Annotated in this window: 13 protein-coding genes; 6 read left to right on the forward strand and 7 right to left on the reverse strand. The window is 74.2% G+C overall.

Translation table 11 applies throughout. The features are described 5' to 3' along the window. The first annotated feature begins 121 nt into the window (after positions 1-121). The 3 genes from R2B67_RS24355 to lanKC all read left to right on the forward strand — a co-directional run bounded on the left by R2B67_RS24355 (position 122) and on the right by lanKC (position 4325). Entirely contained in the window at positions 122-283 is a 162-nt protein-coding gene (locus R2B67_RS24355) for a hypothetical protein (RefSeq protein ID WP_237325954.1), read from the forward strand. Positions 284-396: 113 nt separating this feature from the next. Next, complete coding sequence (locus R2B67_RS24360; protein ID WP_317821039.1) at positions 397-1719, forward strand: MFS transporter; 1323 nt, start codon at positions 397-399, stop codon at positions 1717-1719. 11 nt (positions 1720-1730) lie between these two features. Then, positions 1731-4325, forward strand: coding sequence for a class III lanthionine synthetase LanKC (lanKC, locus tag R2B67_RS24365; RefSeq protein WP_317821043.1), 2595 nt, complete (start codon positions 1731-1733; stop codon positions 4323-4325). Here lanKC and R2B67_RS24370 read toward each other — a convergent pair. From R2B67_RS24370 to R2B67_RS24390, 5 genes are all read right to left on the reverse strand, one after another. Continuing rightward, complete coding sequence (locus R2B67_RS24370; protein ID WP_317821044.1) at positions 4312-6291, reverse strand: AfsR/SARP family transcriptional regulator; 1980 nt, start codon at positions 6289-6291, stop codon at positions 4312-4314. The genes lanKC and R2B67_RS24370 overlap by 14 nt on opposite strands. 190 nt (positions 6292-6481) lie before the next feature. After that, positions 6482-9397: a helix-turn-helix transcriptional regulator gene (locus tag R2B67_RS24375; protein WP_317821045.1), complete on the reverse strand. Its 2916-nt coding sequence runs from the start codon at positions 9395-9397 to the stop codon at positions 6482-6484. 71 nt (positions 9398-9468) lie between these two features. Then, positions 9469-9663 (reverse strand): hypothetical protein, encoded by a 195-nt coding sequence (locus R2B67_RS24380; protein WP_018511314.1) that lies wholly within the window; start codon positions 9661-9663, stop codon positions 9469-9471. A gap of 127 nt (positions 9664-9790) precedes the next feature. Then, positions 9791-13123, reverse strand: a complete 3333-nt coding sequence (locus tag R2B67_RS24385; protein ID WP_317821046.1) for a type 2 lanthipeptide synthetase LanM family protein — start codon at positions 13121-13123, stop codon at positions 9791-9793. A gap of 280 nt (positions 13124-13403) precedes the next feature. Then, positions 13404-14483, reverse strand: coding sequence for a LacI family DNA-binding transcriptional regulator (locus R2B67_RS24390; RefSeq protein ID WP_317821047.1), 1080 nt, complete (start codon positions 14481-14483; stop codon positions 13404-13406). Between the two features lie 110 nt (positions 14484-14593). Here R2B67_RS24390 and R2B67_RS24395 point away from each other — a divergent pair, with 110 nt between their 5' ends. Genes R2B67_RS24395 through R2B67_RS24405 form a run of 3 tightly spaced genes read left to right on the forward strand, consistent with a single transcriptional unit; the run spans position 14594 to position 17732 of the window. After that, complete coding sequence (locus tag R2B67_RS24395; RefSeq protein ID WP_109977774.1) at positions 14594-15745, forward strand: Gfo/Idh/MocA family protein; 1152 nt, start codon at positions 14594-14596, stop codon at positions 15743-15745. 8 nt (positions 15746-15753) lie between these two features. After that, on the forward strand, positions 15754-16899 hold the full coding sequence (locus R2B67_RS24400) for a dihydrodipicolinate synthase family protein (RefSeq protein ID WP_317821050.1): 1146 nt from the start codon (positions 15754-15756) through the stop codon (positions 16897-16899). After that, complete coding sequence (locus R2B67_RS24405) at positions 16896-17732, forward strand: sugar phosphate isomerase/epimerase family protein (RefSeq protein WP_317821052.1); 837 nt, start codon at positions 16896-16898, stop codon at positions 17730-17732. Before R2B67_RS24400 ends, R2B67_RS24405 begins: the two co-directional genes overlap by 4 nt. A gap of 317 nt (positions 17733-18049) precedes the next feature. Here the strand turns inward: R2B67_RS24405 and R2B67_RS24410 are convergent, their stop codons facing one another. Together R2B67_RS24410 and R2B67_RS24415 are read right to left on the reverse strand one after the other, a co-directional pair. After that, on the reverse strand, positions 18050-18472 hold the full coding sequence (locus R2B67_RS24410) for an RNHCP domain-containing protein (RefSeq protein WP_317821054.1): 423 nt from the start codon (positions 18470-18472) through the stop codon (positions 18050-18052). Next, positions 18469-18810: an RNHCP domain-containing protein gene (locus R2B67_RS24415; protein ID WP_237329422.1), complete on the reverse strand. Its 342-nt coding sequence runs from the start codon at positions 18808-18810 to the stop codon at positions 18469-18471. Before R2B67_RS24415 ends, R2B67_RS24410 begins: the two co-directional genes overlap by 4 nt. Positions 18811-18968 lie beyond the last annotated feature (158 nt).

Consider the following 18968-nt stretch of genomic DNA (forward strand, 5'->3'; position numbering starts at 1 on the left):
CATACCGGAGCCGAAGCGTCTCCCAGGCCGGCGCTCCTAACTTTCTCGGCAACGGCAGGCAACGGGCCGCGGCACACGCCACGAGAACCGGGCCGGCACACACGAGTGGACGGAGACCACCATGTCCGAGAACACCAAGCCCGCGGCCGGCGACACCAACGAGACCGAGACCCCCGAGGTCGAGGCGCACTCCGTGCTGGACCTCCAGGAGACCCCGGGTGTCATCGACCGCGAGATCGTGCCCGGCAACTGCGTCAGCACCGTGAGCCTCGTCCTGGGCTGATCGACCGGAGTCGGGGCGGCCTCCGCGCACCGCGGAGGCCGCCCCGCCCTGCGTCCGGCGAGCACGACGAACAAGCCGAACAAGCCGAACAACACGAACGACGGGAGCCCCCGATGGCAACGCCGCTCCGCTCCAACCGGGATTTCCGGCTGCTCTGGTTGAGCGGCCTCTTCGCCGTGCTGGGCGGCCAGATGAGCGCCCTCGCCCTGCCCCTGCTGATCCTCAGGACGACCGGCTCCGCCGTACAGGCCGGCGCCGTGGGGACGGTCTCCGTCTGCGCCCTGCTGGTGACGATGCTGCCGGGCGGGGTCATGGCCGACCGCGTCGAGCGCCGCCGCCTGATGCGGCTGTGCGACGCGGGCAGCCTCGCCGCCGTCACCGCCCTGACCATCGCGGTCTGGTACGGGCACGCCCCCATGGTGCTCGTCCTGCTGGTCGCGACCTCGGGAGCCGTACTGAGCAGCGTCTACGCCCCCGCCGCCTTCGGGCTGATGCGCGCGGTCGTACCGCCGGACCAGATGGGCACGGCCACCGCACGGCTCCAGGCGCGCACCGCCACGGTCAAGATGGCCGGACCGCTCGTCGGCGGCGCGCTCTTCGGCATCCACGAAGCGCTGCCCTTCGCGGCCCAGTTCCTCGGACTGCTGCTGTCGACGCTCTGCATCGCCCTCGTCCGCACCCGCTCCGCGGCCCAGACCCGGGCAGGCTCGGTGTTCAGCCGCCGGGAACTCACCGCCGGACTCACCTTCCTCTGGCAACTCCCTTACCTCCGTACGGTGTTGCTCGTCTTCGGCCTCGGCATGAACTTCGCGTTCGGCGCCCTCACCTTCACCGCGCTCGCCGTCTTCTCCGACAACGGGACCTCCGGCCTCGGCAGCGGCTTCGTCATCACCTGCGTCTCGGCCGGCTCACTCGCCGGCGCGCTGCTCGCCCCCAAGATCGCACCGGACCGCCATGCCCGCGCCCTCATCATCGCCACCTGCTGGAGCTGCGTCCTGACGGCCGCCGTCCTGGCCTGGTTCAGCAGCGCGGTGCTGGCCGGAGTCCTCTGCGCGCTCTGCATGGCCCTGTCGACGATCGCCAGCATCGGCTTCCTCTCGACCCTGCTGATCGTCACCCCGGAGGACCGGATCGGGAGGGTGCAGAGCGCCGCCGGGTTCCTGTCCTCGATCGTCCAGCCGTTCGGGCCGCTCGCGGGCGGTCTCCTGCTGGCCACCCTGGGCACCCGCTCCGCCTTCGGTGTCATCGGCTGCGTGCTGGCCGTGTCGGCGGCCGTGGTGACGCTGTCCTCCGCCGTACGGGCCGGGGCCTCCCCGCCACCGGAGAGGCCGGAGCGGCCGGAGAGGCCGGAGACGACCGAAGAGCCCCCGGCCCGTACCGCCGCCGCAGCAGCCCCGCCCGCCCACGACGCCGCCGCCGGTCCCGGCGCACTCTGAGGAGGCACACCGTGTCCGTCTCCGGTATCCAGCAGACCCAGCTCTACTGCCTCGCCGACCCCACGTACTACGAGACCCCGGCCCGGCTCCCGGACGAGAAGACCCGCTATCCGCTGGACTCCGCCCCGCCCCCCGAGGGCTGGCGCCGGGTCCGGGGCGGACTGTGGACCTCGCTGCTGCCCGAGGGCCGTGAACTCGCCGAGCAGGGCTGGAAGATCCACGTCTCCACCGTCCCGGAGGAGGCCGAGGCGACCCTGCGCGACACCGCCCGGATCTGCCTCGCCCACGGGGTGCCGTTCAAGTTCCTCCGCAGCGAGCGGGCGCTCCTGCTGATGTCCGACAAGTACATGGCCCGCTCCGGCGCGGGGAAGTTCCTCACGCTCTACCCGCCGGACGAGACCGTCTTCCTGCGGGTGCTGGACGAGCTGACCCACGCCCTCGCCGGGCGCCGCGGCCCGTACATCCTCAGCGATCTGCGGATCGGCGACGCCCCCGTCTACGTACGGTACGGAGCGTTCACCGCCCGCTGGTGCCTGGACGCGGAGGGGGAGCGGGTGCACGCGCTGCGCCACCCCTCGGGCGAGCTGGTGCCCGACGAGCGGGGCGTCGTCTTCCGGGTGCCACGGTGGGTCACCGTCCCCGAGGTGCTGCGCCCGCACCTCGCGGTCCGCGCCGCCTCCGGGGACGCCACCTTCCCGTACACCATCACGGAGTCCCTCCAGTTCTCCAACGCGGGCGGGATCTACCTGGCCCGGCACCGCGAGACCGGCCGGCGGGTGGTGCTCCGCGAGGCCCGGCCGCACTGCGGTCTCGACGCGGTGGGCGACGACGCGGTGACCCGGCTGCACCGCGAGCACCGGGCGCTGACCGCTCTGGCCGGTCTCGACTGCGTGCCCGAGGTGTACGGCGTACGACGCGTGTGGGAGCACCACTTCCTGATCGAGGAGCACATCGAGGGCGCCACCCTCCTGGAGGAGATCGTCGGCCGCTTCGCCCTCCTCCATGGCTCGGGCACGGCCGCCGAACTCGCCACGTACACCGCCTGGGTGGACTCCGTGACCGAGCGGCTCACGCAGGCGCTGGCAGCGATCCACGCGCGGGGGCTGCGCTTCGGCGACCTCCACCCGTCCAACGTCATCATCCGCCCCGACGGCCGGGTGGTCCTCATCGACTTCGAGTACGCCACCGCCCTCGACGACCAGGCCACCCCGGTGGCGGGCGCGCCGGGCCTCCAGGCGCCCACGGGGACCCCCGGCGCCGAGGCCGACGCCTACGCGCTCTGGGCGACCTGGCTCTCCATGCTGATGCCGCTGATGGAGATGGCCGGGCACGACCGGGCCAAGGCCCTCACCCTGGAGCGGTGGGCCCGGCAGCGGTACGGCCTGGCGTCCGACGCGGGACCCCTGCGCCCCGCCGCGCTGGTGGCTGCGGAGAGCCGCTTCGGCGGCGAGAGCGAGATCGCCGCGCTGCTGGAGGGGCCCGCCCCCGACTGGGCGGAGCTGCGGGCCCGGCTGATCGCGGGCATCCACGCCGGGGCGGCCCCCGAGCGCACCGACCGCCTCTTCCCCGGCGACCCGGCCGCCTTCGCGACCGGCGGGATCGATGTCGCCCACGGTGCGGCCGGGGTGCTGTACGCCCTGCACCGCGTCGGGGCCCCCGTCGAGCCCGCCTGGACCGACTGGCTCGCCGAAGCCGCCCTGCGCCGCGACCCCGCCGCCCCCGGCGGCCTTTACGACGGGCTGCCGGGCACGGCGGTCGTGCTGTCCCTGCTGGGCCGGCGGGAGGAGGGCCGGGAACTCTTCGAACGGGCCGCCGCCACGCCCCCGTCCGCCTCGGCCGACCTGAGATCCGGCCGCGCGGGCATCGCGCTCGCCGCCCTGCGCCTGGCCCGGCCGGCCGGTGAGGGGGGCGCGGCGCCGGACCCCGACGCCAAGGTCGACCAGGACCTGGTGGAGATAGCCGTACGGACCGCCGACGACCTGGACCGCCTGGTGCGAGGCGATTCCGTACCGGGCCTGGCCGCCCCCGCGTCGGCGGGGCTGCTGCGCGGGCTGAGCGGTGCGGCCCTGCTCCACCTCGAACTGCACGCCCTTACCGGCGAGGGCCGGTTCCTGCGGGCGGCCGGCCGGGCCCTGGAGCGGGAGGCCGGGCACTGTGTGACGATGCCGGGCGGCACCGTCCAGGTGAAGGACGGGCGGCGCCACTTCCTCTACCTGGACCAGGGGAGCGGCGGCGTCGCGCTGGTGGCCCAGGCGTATCTGGCCCGCCGCCCCGCACCGGCGCTCTCCGCCCTGCTGCCCGGGGTGCGGCAGGGCTGCGTCCTCGAATTCGTCCGCGAGCCGGGCCTGTTCACCGGCCGCGCGGGACTCATGGCCACGGCGGGCCAGCTGTCGCCGAAGAGCCGTACGGAACCCGACGTCCTGGCCTCCGCCCGCAACTTGTCCTGGCACCTGATCGCCCAGGAGGACCGGCTGCTGGTCCCGGGATCACGGCTGCGCCGCTGCTCCGCCGACCTGGCGACGGGCGCGGCGGGACTGCTGCTGGCCCTGCACTTCCTGTCAGAGACCTCCGGCCCCGGCCTGCTGGAGCTGCTCACCCTGGGCTGAACCGGCCCTCCTCGCGCTCGCGCGCGTACAGACAGAGCAGCCGCGGCACTTCGTACAGCGCGGCGTGGGCGGTGACCTCCCCGGCCGGCGAGGTCACAGCCCCGGCGTCGATCAGCGACTCGACGGTACGGATCGCGGCCCGCTCCCCGCACCCCAGCGCCTCCATCGCCCCGTCCAGGGTGACGCCGCCCTCCTGCGCGGGCCCGGCCAGCCGCCCCAGCGCCCGCCGGTCGTCCGCCGACAGGTCCTGCCATCCGGACGCCATGCGCAGCCGTACGGAGATGTCCCCGGCGACCAGCTCGTCCAGGGCGGCCGACGGATCGCCGAGCCGGTCCGCGTACTCCGCCAGCGGCAGATGGCGCAGGACCGCCAGCCGCATCCCGCCCACCCCCACCGCCAACGGCAGCGCGCCGCAGGCCCGGACGATCCGCAGGGCCGCCGCCGGATCGGTCCGCAGCCGCCCGGGCCCGATCAGCTTGGCCAGCAGCTCCAGCGCCTCGCCGTCCGCCAGGGCGCCCAGAGCGATCCGGTGCACGGGGGCCAGCCCCGCCAGCTGCCCGCGCGCGGTGAGCACCACCGAGGACGGGCCGGACCGGGGCAGCAGCCCCCGTACGAAGGCCTCGTCCGGTACGTCGTCGAGGACGATCAGCGCCCGGTGCAGCGACAGCCACCGCTGCCAGGCGTCGGCCGCCCCCTGTGACACGGCGACGGCGGCCGGACCGCGCTCCGGCCCGACAGGCACCGTCGCATCAGCCGGCAACGCGGAGTCAGCCGCTACGGCCGACTCCGCCGTTACGGCCGACTCCGCCGTTACGGCCGACGCAGCCGTTACGGCCGACTCCGCCGGGACCCCCGAACCCCCCGGCGCCCGCACCCCGCACAACCGCCCCAGTTCGCCCAGGACTTCGGCCGGGGTACGGGCCGAGCCGTCCTCCCGCCGGACCTGGACGTGGAACCGCCCGTCCGGGAAGCCGTCGTCGAGCAGGTGGGCCGCCCGCAGGGCCAGCGCCGACTTTCCGGAGCCCACGGGCCCGGACACGACCACCACCCGCTCGTCCGGCGAGCCCAGCAGCGCCAGCAGCTCCCGCAGCTCCTCGCGGCGGCCGGTGAAGTCCCTCGGCGCGGCGGGCAGCGCCGTACCGTGCGCGGCCTCCCGGCCGGCCGCCGCGGGCCGGGCGGTACGGCCCCGGCCCAGCATCGCCCGGTACAGGGCCGCCATCGCCGGACTCGGCTCCAGGCCCAACTCCCGCGCCAGCAGCTGCCGGTAGTCGTCGTAGACTGCCAGCGCCTCGGCCTGCCGCCCGGACTGGTGCAGCGAGTTCATCCAGGCCACCCGCAACCGCTCCCGCAGCGGGTGGCGCTCCACCAGATCCCGCAGCCCGTCCACCGCGACGGCGGCCCGGCCGAGCTCGATCTCGGTCTCGGCCCAGTCCTCGTACACGGTGAGACAGCGGGCCTCCAGCCGCTCGGCTTCCTCCGCGACCCCGGTGGAGTCCCGCAGGTCGTTCAGCGGCGGCCCCTCCCACAGGTCGAGCGCCTCCCGCAGCAGCCGGGCCGCCGTCCGCAGGTCGCCGCGCTCACCGGCGGCCCGCCCGGCGCGGGCCAGCGAGCGGAAGCGCAGGGTGTCCAGCTCGCCCTCGCCGATGGTGAGCCGGTAGCCGCCGCAGCCGTGGACCACCCGGTCCCGGCCTTCGTCGCCGGTGGAGCCGAGCAGGGCGCGGGCGGCGCTCACGTACACCTGCAGGTTCTTGCGCGCGGTGCGGGGAGGGTCGTCGGGCCACACCGCGTCCGTCAAAACGTCGACGGGGACCGGGGTGTTGGGGCGGGCGAGCAGGGTGGCCAGGACCAGGCGCTGTTTGCGCGGGCCGAGCGGGAGCGGGCGGCCGTCCCGTACGGCGGTGAGCGGGCCGAGCAGCGAGAAGTACACCGTACCGGCGGGGGCCGGGCGGGCGGGAGGTCGGATCATCAGCGGGCCTCCGGAAGCGGGGACGGGCGGCAGACTGCCGTACGTTTCCGATCCTGCCGCCGTCACGCCCCGCGCACATCGGGGGACTGCCCGTATGTTCCGCCCGCACACCCGACCGAAAGCGCCCCGTGCCCCCATGTTGTAGGGCACGCCCGGGCCCCCGTTTCCAGGGGCCCGGCCCCCCGCCCCCTCAGGCCGGCTCCACCGCGCACTCCGCCGCGAACTCGCACAGCGCCGAGCGGTCCGCCCGGCCCGTCTTGCTGAGCAGGCTGGCCATGTGCTTCTCCACCGTGCGCGGCGATATCGACAGCCGCCGCGCGATCTGCTGGTTGCCCGGCCGCTCCGGGAGCAGCACGAACACCTCGTACTCGCGCGGGGTCACCCCGCTGGTCCGCAGCGGCAGCGGGATGCGGTCCCAGCCGCCCCGGTGCTGGGTGACGCTCGCCCCCGCCTGCCGCAGCGCCGCCCGGCACGCCGAGGCGACCGCCTGCGCCCCGACCCCGTAGAAGAACTCCTCGGACCGCCGCAGCCAGGAGACCGGCTCGCCCCACCCGTCGGCGCCGGCTGCGTCCGCGACCAGGCGCAGCCCGAGGTGGCGGGCGACCGGGAAGGGCACGGCCCGGGCGTCGAAGGAGGCCACCAGGCGGTCCGCTCCGGCCGGGTCGCCCTCCCGGCCCAGCAGCACCGCCTCCGCCAGCTCCAGGAACTGCCCGTTCCAGGCCAGTTGGGCCCCGGGGGAGGCGCGTACGGCGTCGAACTCCGCCCGGTCCGCTGCCCCCGCGAGCACCCGCAGGAAGGGGCGCAGCCCGTAACTCCCGCTCAGGTAGAAGTAGCTGGGGTGGTCCCGCTCCCAGGCCAGCACCGCGTCCAGCCCCGCGAGCGCCCGCTCCCGGTCCTCCTCCAGCAGCGCGCCGATCGCCTTGCACAGCCCCAACTGGTGCGGCACGAGCAGCGACGGCTCACCGCCCGCCCGCCGGAACGCGGCCAGCGCACGGTCCATGTCCCGCCGCCGCCCCCGGTGCGCGGCCATCGTGGCGGAGGAGAGGAGCAGATAGCGGTGGGCGGAGAGGTTGCCGACCCGGGCACTGGCCTCCAGCGAACGGTCGATGATCTCCTGCGCCTCGTCCCAACGGGCGCACAGCACCGCGTTCATGGCGAGCAGCCCGTCCACCGTCTGCGTCAGCAGCAGCGCACCGAGCTCGATGGCCGCGGCCCGCGCCGAGCGCAGCCGGGAGGCGTCCCCGGTCCGCATGAAGGCATTGGCGCCCAGCCGCACCAGCGCCTCCACCCGCCAGACGGGCAGCCCGTGATCGGTGGAGAGCGCGAGCATCCGCTCCAGGCAGGCGTCCGCCTCGTCGAACCCCTTCTCGCGGAGCAGCAGCGCCAGCAACTGCCAGGCCTGGCAGGCGACGACGGGCAGCCCCTCGGCCTCGGCGATCTCCGCGGCCTCGCGGGCGGCCCGCTCGGTCTCCCCGGGGCGCCGGTGCTCCTGCCCGGGCAGCAGGGCGAGATGGGCGTCGGCGACGGTGAGCGCGGCATGGCGGCCGGGCGCCGGATCCTGGCCCAGCAGGGTGCGGGCGGCCTCGATCTGGCGGGCCGCGTCGGCCGCCCGCTCGGCCATCACGGCCACCCAGGCGATCTTGATGTGGATTTCGCCGCGCCGCTCGGCGGCCTCGGTGCGTGCCGGAACCGGCGGCAGCGACTCGGCCAGCTCCAGCGCGGCGTCCAGGTCGCCGCCCTCGGCCCGGGCGACCGCCAGCGACTCGGAGATCGCGGCCCGGTCGGCGTCGGCGGCCAGCGGACAGGCCCGCTCCAGCAGCACCACGGCCGAACCGTGGGCCCCTGAGGCGAGCATCCGCCGTCCGGCCTCCGCGAACCGCAGGGCCGCGCCCGCACGGTTGCCCGCGGCCAGGTGCAGGGAGGCGACGAGCTGCTGTCCGTCCTCGTCGAGCGGGTGGCCGGAGTGCTCGATGGCCCCGGCGGCGCGGCGGGCGAGCGAGGCGCGCTCGGCCGGGGCGAGCGAGGAGATCAGGGCCTCGGCGGTGAGGGAGTGGCGGAAGGCGTACCGGTCGGGGGCGGCGCCGTCGGGGGCGATCACGCCCGCCTCGACGGCGGACCGCAGATGGGTGAAGAGGGCCCGGTCCTCGAAACCGGTGACGGTCTGGAGGACGGAGACCGAGAACTGGCCACCCAGGGTGGCCGCTGCGAGTAACAGGTCCCGGACCGGCTCGTCCAGCCGGTCGAGTCTTCGGGTCCAGGTCCGCACGATGCCCGAGGGGACCGGCCCGCCGGGCTGCTCGGCCGCCTCCCAGCCGCTCCCCGTCCGGCGCAACTGGCCGGTGTCCAGCAGATCCGCGAGCAGCACCTCGACCAAGTACGGGTTTCCACCCGCCCGTTCGGCCAGCCGGTGGTGCACCACCTGGGGTATCTCCTCGGGCGCCGCCTCCAGACAGGCTGCGGTCAGGGTCCGCATCTGCTCGTCGGCCAGCGGCTTCAACTCCCGTACGGAGGCGGCCTGGCGGCGCTCGGCGGACCGTACGAGATCGAGCGCGGCCCCCGCCTCCGGGCGCAGCGTGCCCAGGAGCAGGATCGGCAGGTCGGCGAGGTTGTCGATGACGTACTCGACCACCGCGACGGTCTCCGTGTCGCTGTCGTGGAGGTCCTCCAGCAGGATCGCGCAGCCGGACTCGCGGCCCAGCACGGACAGCAGCCGCAGCAGCGCCTCCGCCAGCTCGACGACCGTCTCCGGGTAGCCGGGGGAGGCCTCCTGGCGCCACTCGGGGACCAGCCGGGCCAGGGCGGGATGGTACGGGGCGAGCTCGGGATCGGTCGGGGTGCCGGCGGCCCGGAAGCGGGAGGAGAGCGCCTCCACGAGTGGCCGGAAAGGGACGACGAGCCCGGTCGAGGTGGCCCGGCCGCGCAGCACGGGCATGCCGAGGCCGTAGGCCCGGTAGGCGGCTTCACCCACCAGCCGGGATTTCCCGATCCCGGCCTCGCCGAGGAAGAACAAGGCGCGCCCTGAACGCCGTTGCACGGCGTCCAGGGCGCTGCTCAGCAGGCCGATCTCCTCGTCCCGCCCGACGATGACCGGCGATGTGGCTCGCATGGGCGCAGGCTACTTGAGTCGTAACTCATGCGGGAGTGGCCCAATGCGCCACAATGCGGGCCGAGGTGCGGTTAAAGGGGGATCATCGTGGTCCACGGCAGGTCGATCGTGTTGCCGGTCTCGCCCTCCGAGGCGCTGAGGAGTCTGCTGCGCATCCCCAGCCCGCCGCCGATGCCGAGGGAGATCTGCCCGGCCGGGTGGTCGTACGCGCCCTCGTGGGCGAGGTTGCCGGAGCCCTGGATCGCGGATTCGCTGATGTGCGTCATCTCTGCCTCATTCTCTGCTGGGTGCTGAATCCTGAATGGAATGAACGCTGGACCAAAGGTTTCTGACGGTAAATCGGCTAAGGGTGAGAAGGGTGAGGGGGCCCGCAGCCGGCTGCGGGAGGGCCTCTCATGCGACCCCTGATGAGGGGTTGAGGAGCGGCGCGGACGGGTTGAGGAGCAGCGCGGAGCCGATCCGGTCGGGGAATCCCGCCCGCAGCAGTCCGTGCCCGATCCCCGAGAGGCCGGTGAGCAGCCCCGGGTGCGGTACGTGGCCGGGGGTCCCGCAGCGCGGCCCCTCCCGGTCGGCGGCGGCCAGCAGCGTCCCGGCCCGGCGCACCCACGGGGTGCGGTCGCCGGTCAGGGCCGGGTGGCCGAGCAGCTCCAGCAGCCCGAGCTCGCCGTGGCAGAGGCTGTCGTCGGCGAGCGGGGCGCAGTCCGCCAGCTCACCGGCCCGCTCCGCCAGCCAGCCGGACAGGTCGGGGTCGACGAGGGCGTCCGGGCTGTCCGCGACCGCGAGGGCCACCCCGGCGGCCCCCTCGCACCAGGCCCGGCCCGCCGTCACCTCGACGGTCGCCCGGCGCAGGGCCCGCAGTCCCGCCGTACGGTACTGCTCACCGCCCCCCGCCGCGGCGAAGCGCAGCAGCGCCCAGCCGATGCCCGCGGCCCCCTCGGCGAAGCCCCCGGCCGCCGGGTGCGGCGCCACGGAGATCCGCTCGGCGCAGCGCTCGGCGCCCCGCCAGGCCTCGGCCCGGCCGGTGGTGCGGTGCACCGCGAGCAGGGAGACCAGCCCGCCGGCCGCCCCGCCGCGCACCCCGTACCCCTCCTCGGCAGCGCTCGCCGCGCAGGCCAGCCGGGTGGCCGGGCCCGCCAGGTCGAGCACCGTACGGTCGCCGAGCAGCGAACCCACCTCGGCCAGGGCGTACGCGATGCCGCCGAGGCCCGCGAAGGCCCCCGAGCCCAGCACCGCGAGGTCGTCGGCCCGGCCGTGCAGCGCGTCCAGCAGCCCGGGCACCGGGGTCAGCGCCTCACGGGCCGCCTCGGCGTACCGGTCGGCGCCGGTGAGGGCGGCCAGCTGGGCGAGGAAGAGCGCGGGACCGGTGTAGCCGCTCGCGAGGTCGGCCGCCATCGGCGCGAGCCGCCAGTAGCGTTCGCCGAGCAGTTCCAGGCCGATCCAGTTGGTGCGGGCCTCGTGCCGGTAGGCGAGCGAGACGAGCTGGTCGCCCACCGACCGTGCGGCGGACAGGAGTTGCTCCGGCTCGGGAGCCGTCGCGGCCATCCGGGGCCGCGCGCCGCCCTCCGCCCGGTGCGGGAGTTCGGGGGAGGTGGACACCATGGCGGCCCGGATGATCCGTTCCTGGTCCTGGCGGTCCACCGTGTCCATGGCCCGCACCTTCGCCTCGACCCGGGCCAGACCGGTGGGCCCCGGCGTGGGCGGTACCTCACGCCCGGTGCCGCTCCACAGGTCCGGGGAGCCGGGCCGGGTGAGGAAGACCGGCACGTCGCCCGCCCACAGCTCCTCGATCTCCTCGTCCTCCAGGCCCGGCAGCGCGGGCACGCCCAGGGCGGGGGTGCGCAGCAGGGAGAGGACCTGGTGGCGTTCGGCGGCGTCCCGCATCAGGTCGGGGTGGGTCGACTCGTCGAGCAGGGTGGTGTAGGTCCAGGTCGGCCGGGGCACGACCCGTACCTCGTCCTGCGCGAAGTCCGTCAACAGACCGCGCTTGCCGAGCAGATCGTCGCGATGGTCGCTGATGGCGGTGTATCCGGCGCGGAACCCCTCGCACAGAACGTCGGTGTACGCGGACGGATCGGCCGGGACCCCTTCCAGCCGGGGCCGGTTGGCGGACTCGGTGAACCGCGCGGAGCGCCGTACCAGCCGCATGGTGTCCGTGCCCGCGTCCGCCCAGTCGGCGGTCTCGATGGGGGAGGGGGCGGCCCGGCCGCCGCCGATGGCGGAGACGTCGAGCGCGGCGGCGTCGCCGACCAGCAGCTGGGGCAGCAGCCCGACCCGGTGGACCGAGGCGTGCAGGGCACGGGCGGCGGGGTCGGAGGAGTGCGCCTGGGAGAGCGGCGGGTGGAACAGGGTCTCCACATCGACCAGGACCGGGTGCGGCCCGCAGGCGATCAGGTTCTCCTGGTGCAGATCGGTCCCGTCCAGCAGGTGGAGCAGGGCCAGCAGCGCGCCCTGGCGCCGGTAGAAGAGATGGGTGTCCGAGGCGGACGAGCAGGGCCGCTCCTCCACGTACTCCACCCACCCGTACTCACCCCGGTCCAGCACCCGCAGCGCCCGCAGGGACGGCGTCCCGGGCAGCGAACCGAACCATTCCACGAGGGAGTTGAAGTGCCGGTGCGCCGCCGGCGGGCGCGGCTTGTAGACCAGCCGGCTCCCGTCGGTGAACCGCAGCAGCATCACCGAGCGGCCCCCGCGGTGACTGTCCCCCGCCCCGGCCTCGACCCCGGTCAGCGCCCCCGGCCCCCGCCCGGCGGCGAGCGTCCCCGGCGAGGCGCCGTGCCCCCGGTCGCCCAGCACACCGGAGGAGGCCAGCAGCTCCCGGTCGTCGGCGAGCCGCCCGAGCATCTCGGTGAAGGCGTCGGCGGCGGCCAGACTCGCCCGGGCCAGGATGCGGGCCAGTACGGGATAGGCGGTGAGGAAGGCTGCGAGCCCGTCCCGCCCCGCCGTCCGCCGCACGAAGTCCCGGAACCGCTCCTGCGGCCCCTCCCCGGCCAGCCGCCCCGCCCGCCGCGCCTTGTGCAGCTCCAGCACGAGCGTCCGCGCCGCGAGCCGGGCCAGCCGGCCGACCAGGTGGGACCGGAAGTCCTCCAGTACGGGGGCGAGCCCGACGGCGGTCCCGGCCCGTACGGCGTTGTTCGACGGCGAGGTCAGCAGCCGCCCGGCGGCCCGCTCGGCGAACGGGGCCACGACGAGGGCGAATCCGGAGAGCCCCGGGTACTCCCGCCCGGCGACGACAGCCTCGGCCGGCGCGTCGGCGATGACGGCCCGGACGAAGACGACCCAGTCGGGCTCCCCCATGGGCGGCTCCCCGACGACTCCGGGAAGCCACCAGGGGTTGGCGCGGGGGGTGGTGGGGGCGGGGGTGCTGCTGCCGGTGTTCGTACGCGGGTGGTTCGCGTTGGCGTGATCCGCGTACGGGTGGTCCATGTCGGCGTGGTCCATGTGCGCGTGGTCCGTGTTCGTGTGGTTCGTGTTGTTCGGGTGGCCCGTGTTCCGGTGGTCCGTGTTCGTGTGGTCCGTGCGAGCCGCTCCGGCGGTGGTGACCGCCGCTTGGGGGGACGCAGAGGGCGCGGCGGGCGCGGCGGACGTGGAGGTCCCGTTCGCGACGGCGGCCCCGACAGATCCGGCGGGCCGGGCGGACCCGTTCGCGCCGGCGGACCCGTGGGTGCCCGGGAGGGCGAGACGGGCAGCAGCCCCCGTACCGCCGCTGCCGATCAGTTCCTTCTCCACCGCACCTCCCAGGTCGGGAGCGGCCCACCGGACCGCTCACGAACCATCCTGGCGGGGGGACTCCCAGGGCGCATGGGGGAGTTGCCCCCATCTTTCGCCCCCGACCGGTGGGGTGGGTGGGTGCCGGGCTCACCCAGGGGGACCTCACCCCAGGTGACCTGGCCCTGGACGACCCCTCACCCCAGGGGCACCCAAGGGCGCCACCCCGGAGGCACCCCAAGGCCACCCCAGCGGCACCCCAAGGACATCCCGGCGGCACCTCAACAGCACCCCGGCGGCCTCACCCCACCCGGGGCGGAGCCGTAGACCCCCGGATCATCAACTCGGCGGCGATGGTGGCGATTCCGCCGGGCGGCGGGTTCTCCTTGCCCATGGCGAGCCGGCCCGCCCGCGCGCCCGCCTCGAAGAGCGGCAGCCGTACGGTCGTCAGAGCGGGTACGGCGTCCACCGAGAACGGCAGGTCGTCGAAGCCCGCCACCGAGATGTCCTGCGGGATGCGCAGCCCCTGGTCCCGTACGGCGGCGCAAGCGCCCAGCGCCACGGTGTCGTTGGCGGCGACGACGGCGGTCACGGCCGGGTCCCGGCGCAGTATTTCGAGGGTGGCCTCGTACCCGGAGCGCCGGTCGTAGGGCCCGTGCACGGTGAGCCGCTCCTCGTCCCCGGCCTCCGCGTCGCCGAGCCCGGCGCCCCGCAGGGCTTCACGGTGGCCTTCCAGCCGGTGCCGGGTGGTGGTGCGCTCGGGGGGCCCGGCGACGTAACCGATCCGGCGGTGGCCGAGCGAGATCAGGTGCTCGGTCAACCGCCGCCCGCCGCCCCGGTTGTCGAAGGCGAGCGCGGCGACGAGCGCGTCCCCCTCGGGGAGCGGGGGCCGCCCGCAGAAGACGATCCGGGTGCCGGCGTCCGCCATCTTGGCGAGCTTCGCGGCCATCGCGGCCTGGTGCTCCGGGTACTCGACCGCGCCTCCGGTGAGGACGACGGCGGCGGCGCGCTGGCGCTGGAGGAGGGTGAGGTAGGTGAGCTCGCGCTCGGGGGATCCGCCGGTGTTGCAGATGACGGCCAGCTTCTCGCCGCCCGCCCGCCCGGAGCCGTCCCCGGGCCCGCCGATCTGGGTCTGGGCGGCCCCCGCCATGATCCCGAAGAAGGGGTCGGCGATGTCGTTGACCAGGATTCCGACCAGGTCGGAGGTGGCGGCGGCCAGCGAGCTGGCGGGCCCGTTGAGCACGTAGTCCAGGTCGTCCACCGCACGCAGGACCCGCTCCCGGGTCGAGGCGGCGACCGGGTAGTTGCCGTTCAGCACACGGGAGACGGTGGCCGGGGACACCCGGGCGCGGGCCGCCACGTCCGCCAGGGTGACTGTCATCGCTTTCCTCCGTGAGGTCACGTGCGGCGCCCCTCTTGTCCGGCCGCTGTCCGCAGGCTAGCGTCCTCTCGTATAGAAAGCGCTTGCTACGGCTGTATGGAGGGAATTTCGTGACACGCAGGACAGTGCGCATCGCCATGAACGGCGTCACGGGTCGCATGGGATACCGGCAGCATCTGGTGCGTTCGATCCTCGCGATCCGCGAGCAGGGCGGCCTGGACCTGGGCGACGGCGAGGTGCTCTGGCCGGAGCCCGTCCTCGTCGGCCGCCGCACCCACGCCCTGGAGGAGCTGGCGGCCCGGCACGGGCTGACCGAGTGGTCGACGGACCTGGACGCGGTGCTCGCGGACGACACGATCGACATCTACTTCGACGCCCAGGTCACCTCGGCCCGGGTGGAGGCGATCAAGAAGGCCATCGCCGCCGGCAAGCACATCTATACGGAGAAGCCCACGGCCACGGACGTCGAGGGCGCCCTCGACCTGGCCCGCCTCGCCCGGGACGCGGGTATCAAGCACGGCGTGGTCCAGGACAAGATCTTCCTGCCGGGCCTGCTGAAGCTGAAGCGCCTGATCGACGGCGGCTTCTTCGGCGAAATCCTCTCCATCCGGGGGGAGTTCGGCTACTGGGTCTTCGAGGGCGACTGGCAGGAGGCCCAACGCCCCTCGTGGAACTACCGGACCGAGGACGGCGGCGGCATCGTCGTGGACATGTTCCCGCACTGGGAGTACGTGCTCCACGAGCTGTTCGGCCAGGTCACCTCCGTAACGGCCCATGTGCAGACGCACGTTCCGCAGCGCTGGGACGAGCACGGCAAGCCGTACGAGGCGACCGCCGACGACGCGGCGTACGGGATCTTCCAGCTGGCGGGCGGGGCGGTCGCGCAGATCAACTCCTCCTGGACGGTGCGGGTCAACCGGGACGAGCTGGTGGAGTTCCAGGTGGACGGTACGCACGGCTCAGCGGTGGCGGGCCTGCGCAACTGCCGCGTACAGCACCGCTCTTCGACCCCGAAGCCGGTCTGGAACCCGGACCTGCCGGTCACGGAACCGTTCCGCGACCAGTGGCAGGAGATCCCGGACAACCAGGAGTTCGCCAACGGCTTCAAGGCGCAGTGGGAGCTGTTCCTGCGCCATGTGGCGCTGGACGAGCCGTACACGTGGGACTTGCTGGCCGGCGCCCGGGGCGTCCAACTCGCCGAACTGGGCCTGAAGTCGTCGGCGGAGGGCCGCCGCTTCGAGGTCCCGGAGCTGACGCTGTGAGGACTCCGGTGCTTCTGCCCCAGGGCCCGTACACCCCGCGCGCGACCCCGCTGGACCTGCCACCCCCGACCGGGCTCCCGCCGACCTCCCGTACGGTCTTCTCGGCGGCCCACGTGGTCGCGGACCCGTACGCGGACATCAGCCCGGACGACCCGGCGGCCGTCGACTGGGAGTCCACGCTCGCCTTCCGCCGCCATCTCTGGTCGCACGGGCTGGGCGTCGCGGAGGCGATGGACACGGCCCAGCGCGGGATGGGCCTGGACTGGGCGGGAGCGGCCGAGCTGATCCGCCGCTCGGCGGCGGAGGCGAAGGCGGTGGGCGGGCGGATCGCCTGCGGAGTCGGCACGGACCAGCTACGGCCATCGGCCGAGCCGACGTTGGCGGAGGTCAGGTCGGCGTACGAGGAGCAACTGGCCCTGGCCGAGGCGAACGGCGTACAACCGATCCTGATGGCGTCCCGCGCCCTGGCGAAGGCGGCACGGGGCCCGGAGGACTACCTCGCCACGTACGCCCACCTCCTGCGCCAGTCGAGGGAGCCGGTGATCCTGCACTGGCTGGGCCCGATGTTCGACCCGGCGCTGGAGGGCTACTGGGGCAGCGCCGACCTGGACGAGGCCACGGACACGTTCCTGAAGGTGATCGCCGAACACCCGGACAAGGTCGACGGCATCAAGATCTCCCTCCTGGACGCGGCCCGCGAGATCGACGTACGCCGCCGCCTCCCCAGCGGGGTGCGCTGCTACACGGGCGACGACTTCAACTACCCGGAGCTGATCGCGGGGGACGAACGGGGCTTCAGCCACGCGCTGTTGGGCATCTTCGACCCGCTGGGCCCGCTGGCGGCACACGCGGTACGGGTGCTGGACACGGGGGACGTGGCAGGCTTCCGGACTTTCCTCGACCCGACGGTCGAACTCTCCCGCCACCTCTTCCGGCCCCCCACCCGCTTCTACAAGACGGGCGTGGTCTTCCTGGCCTGGCTGGCCGGCCACCAGGACCACTTCACGATGGTGGGCGGATCGCAGTCGGCGCGCTCGCTGCCGCACCTGGCGAAGGCGTACGAACTGGCGGACGGCTTGGGCCTGTTCCCTGACCCGGAGCTGGCGGCACACCGTATGCGGGCGCTGCTGGCGGTCAACGGAGGCGCACGATGAACGGCGAACGCCTGGCTCGCCTCTCGCTCAACCAGGAGACCATCAAGCAGTGGTCGCTGCCCGAGCTGGCGGAGGGGTGCGTCAAGGCGGGAATCGGCAAGGTCGGCCTGTGGCGGGCGCCGGTCCAGGCGTACGGCGTAGAGCGCACGGCAAGGCTTCTCGCGGACGCCGGGCTGACGGTCACCAGCCTCTGCCGGGGCGGCTTCCTCACCGCCCTGGACCCGGCGGACCGGGCCGCCGCCCTGGACGACAACCGCCGGGCGATCGACGAGGCGGCGGCCCTCTCCACGGACACCCTGGTCCTGGTCTCCGGCGGCCTACCGCCCGGCAGCCGGGACCTGTACGGGGCGCGGGAGCGGGTGGGCGACGCGCTGGCCGAACTCGCGCCGTACGCGGCGGGGCGCGGCGTACGCCTGGCGATCGAACCGCTGCACCCGATGTTCGCGTCGGACCGCTGCGTGGTCTCCACCCTCGCCCAGGCCTTGGACCTCGCGGAACGCTTCCCGGCCGAGCGGGTCGGGGTGGTCGTCGACACGTACCACGTCTGGTGGGACGACCGGGCGCCCGAGCAGATCGCTCGCGCCGGGGCGGGCGGCCGCATCCACTCCTTCCAGCTGGCCGACTGGATCACCCCGCTCCCGGCGGGTGTTCTGCTGGGCCGGGGCCAACTGGGCGACGGCACGGTGGACTTCCGCGCCCTCCGCGCGGAGGTGGAGGCGGCGGGCTTCGACGGCCCGATCGAGGTGGAGATCTTCAACGAGACGCTGTGGGCCCGGGACGGGTCCGAAGTCCTGGCCGAGGTCGCGAAGCGCTTCGTGCAACATGCCTGCTGAGAGCCCTGATCGAGGCCGAAGGTAAAGAGATCGTAAAGGGCTGCAACCTTTGCGTACCCTCCCGGGTCACACATGGCGTCGGGACTTCCGGGGAGGGGTCCGGGGGGAACGGGAAGGCCCGACGGGGGGAAAGCGAGGGGGGTCCGGCCGCAAGGCCGGGCCCCATTCTTGCTTTTCGGTGAGCGGACCGGAGGCTGGGGGCCGGGGACCGCACGGCGAACACCGGACGGCCCCCGATCACAGCACGGCCCCACGGCTCACAGCACGGCCCCACGGCCCACAGCACTGCCGCCCGGCTCACAGCGCGGCCCCACGGCTCACAGCGCGAGCATGACCCGCGACGCGGGGATACCGGCGTCCGCGAGCGGCCGCAGCGCCAGCCGTATCAGCGCCAGAGCGTTGTCGTCGCCCGCGATGCGGTTGGCGCTGAGTTCGTCGCAGGTCAGACAGAGGTGGATGAGCATCCACTCCCCGTCAGCCCGTACCGACAGGCTCAGCGCCGTCATCCGCCCGCCGCACCCCGCCGCCCGGTCACCCGGCACCCGCCGGTCCACGTGCAGGCTGACCAGGCAGGACGGGCAGTGGTTGCGATGGGCGGTGCCGGGCGCGACCAGCGAGACATCGAGCCGGCAGCCGACGCACCGGAACGCGTCACCGCGCGCCCCGACGGGCCCGTGAAGCACGTCCTTAGGACGCTGAGGACGACGCGCCCCGCCCGACCGGGCTCTGCGCCGCGTCACAGGTCACCGAACGCTTCGAGCGGGAACGGCGGCTGTGCCAGTGGACGTACGGCCATCCGCATCAGGATGAGCTGGTTGTCGTCCCCGCAGACGGGGTTCGAGGTCAGCTCGTCGCAGCGGACACAGCGGTGGACGACCATCCAGTCACCGGTACGGAGCACCGCGATGGAGATCGGGGTCATCCGGCCCTCGCAGTCGGAGGGCCCGCCCTCGACGTGGTCGACGAGGTGCTGGGAGTGCAGGCAACTGGGGCAGTGGTTGCGCCGGCTGCCGTCGGGCGCCAACGCGGCGACGGTCAGGCCGCAGCGGACGCAGGTGAAGGTGGAGAGGGAGGACATGGCTGAGCGGTGCTGGGGGTGGTCGTGTGACACCCGGATACTCCTTGCCGAAGGTGAGGAACAAAGCAGCAGGGAAGTACCGAGCACCCCTCGCGGCGGAGGGCCGGAGCTTCGGAGGCCGTGGGAGAAGGGCCGTAGGCCGTGGAGCGTCAGCAGAC

It is taken from the genome of Streptomyces cyaneofuscatus, from assembly GCF_033109485.1.
Classification (GTDB): domain Bacteria; phylum Actinomycetota; class Actinomycetes; order Streptomycetales; family Streptomycetaceae; genus Streptomyces; species Streptomyces cyaneofuscatus.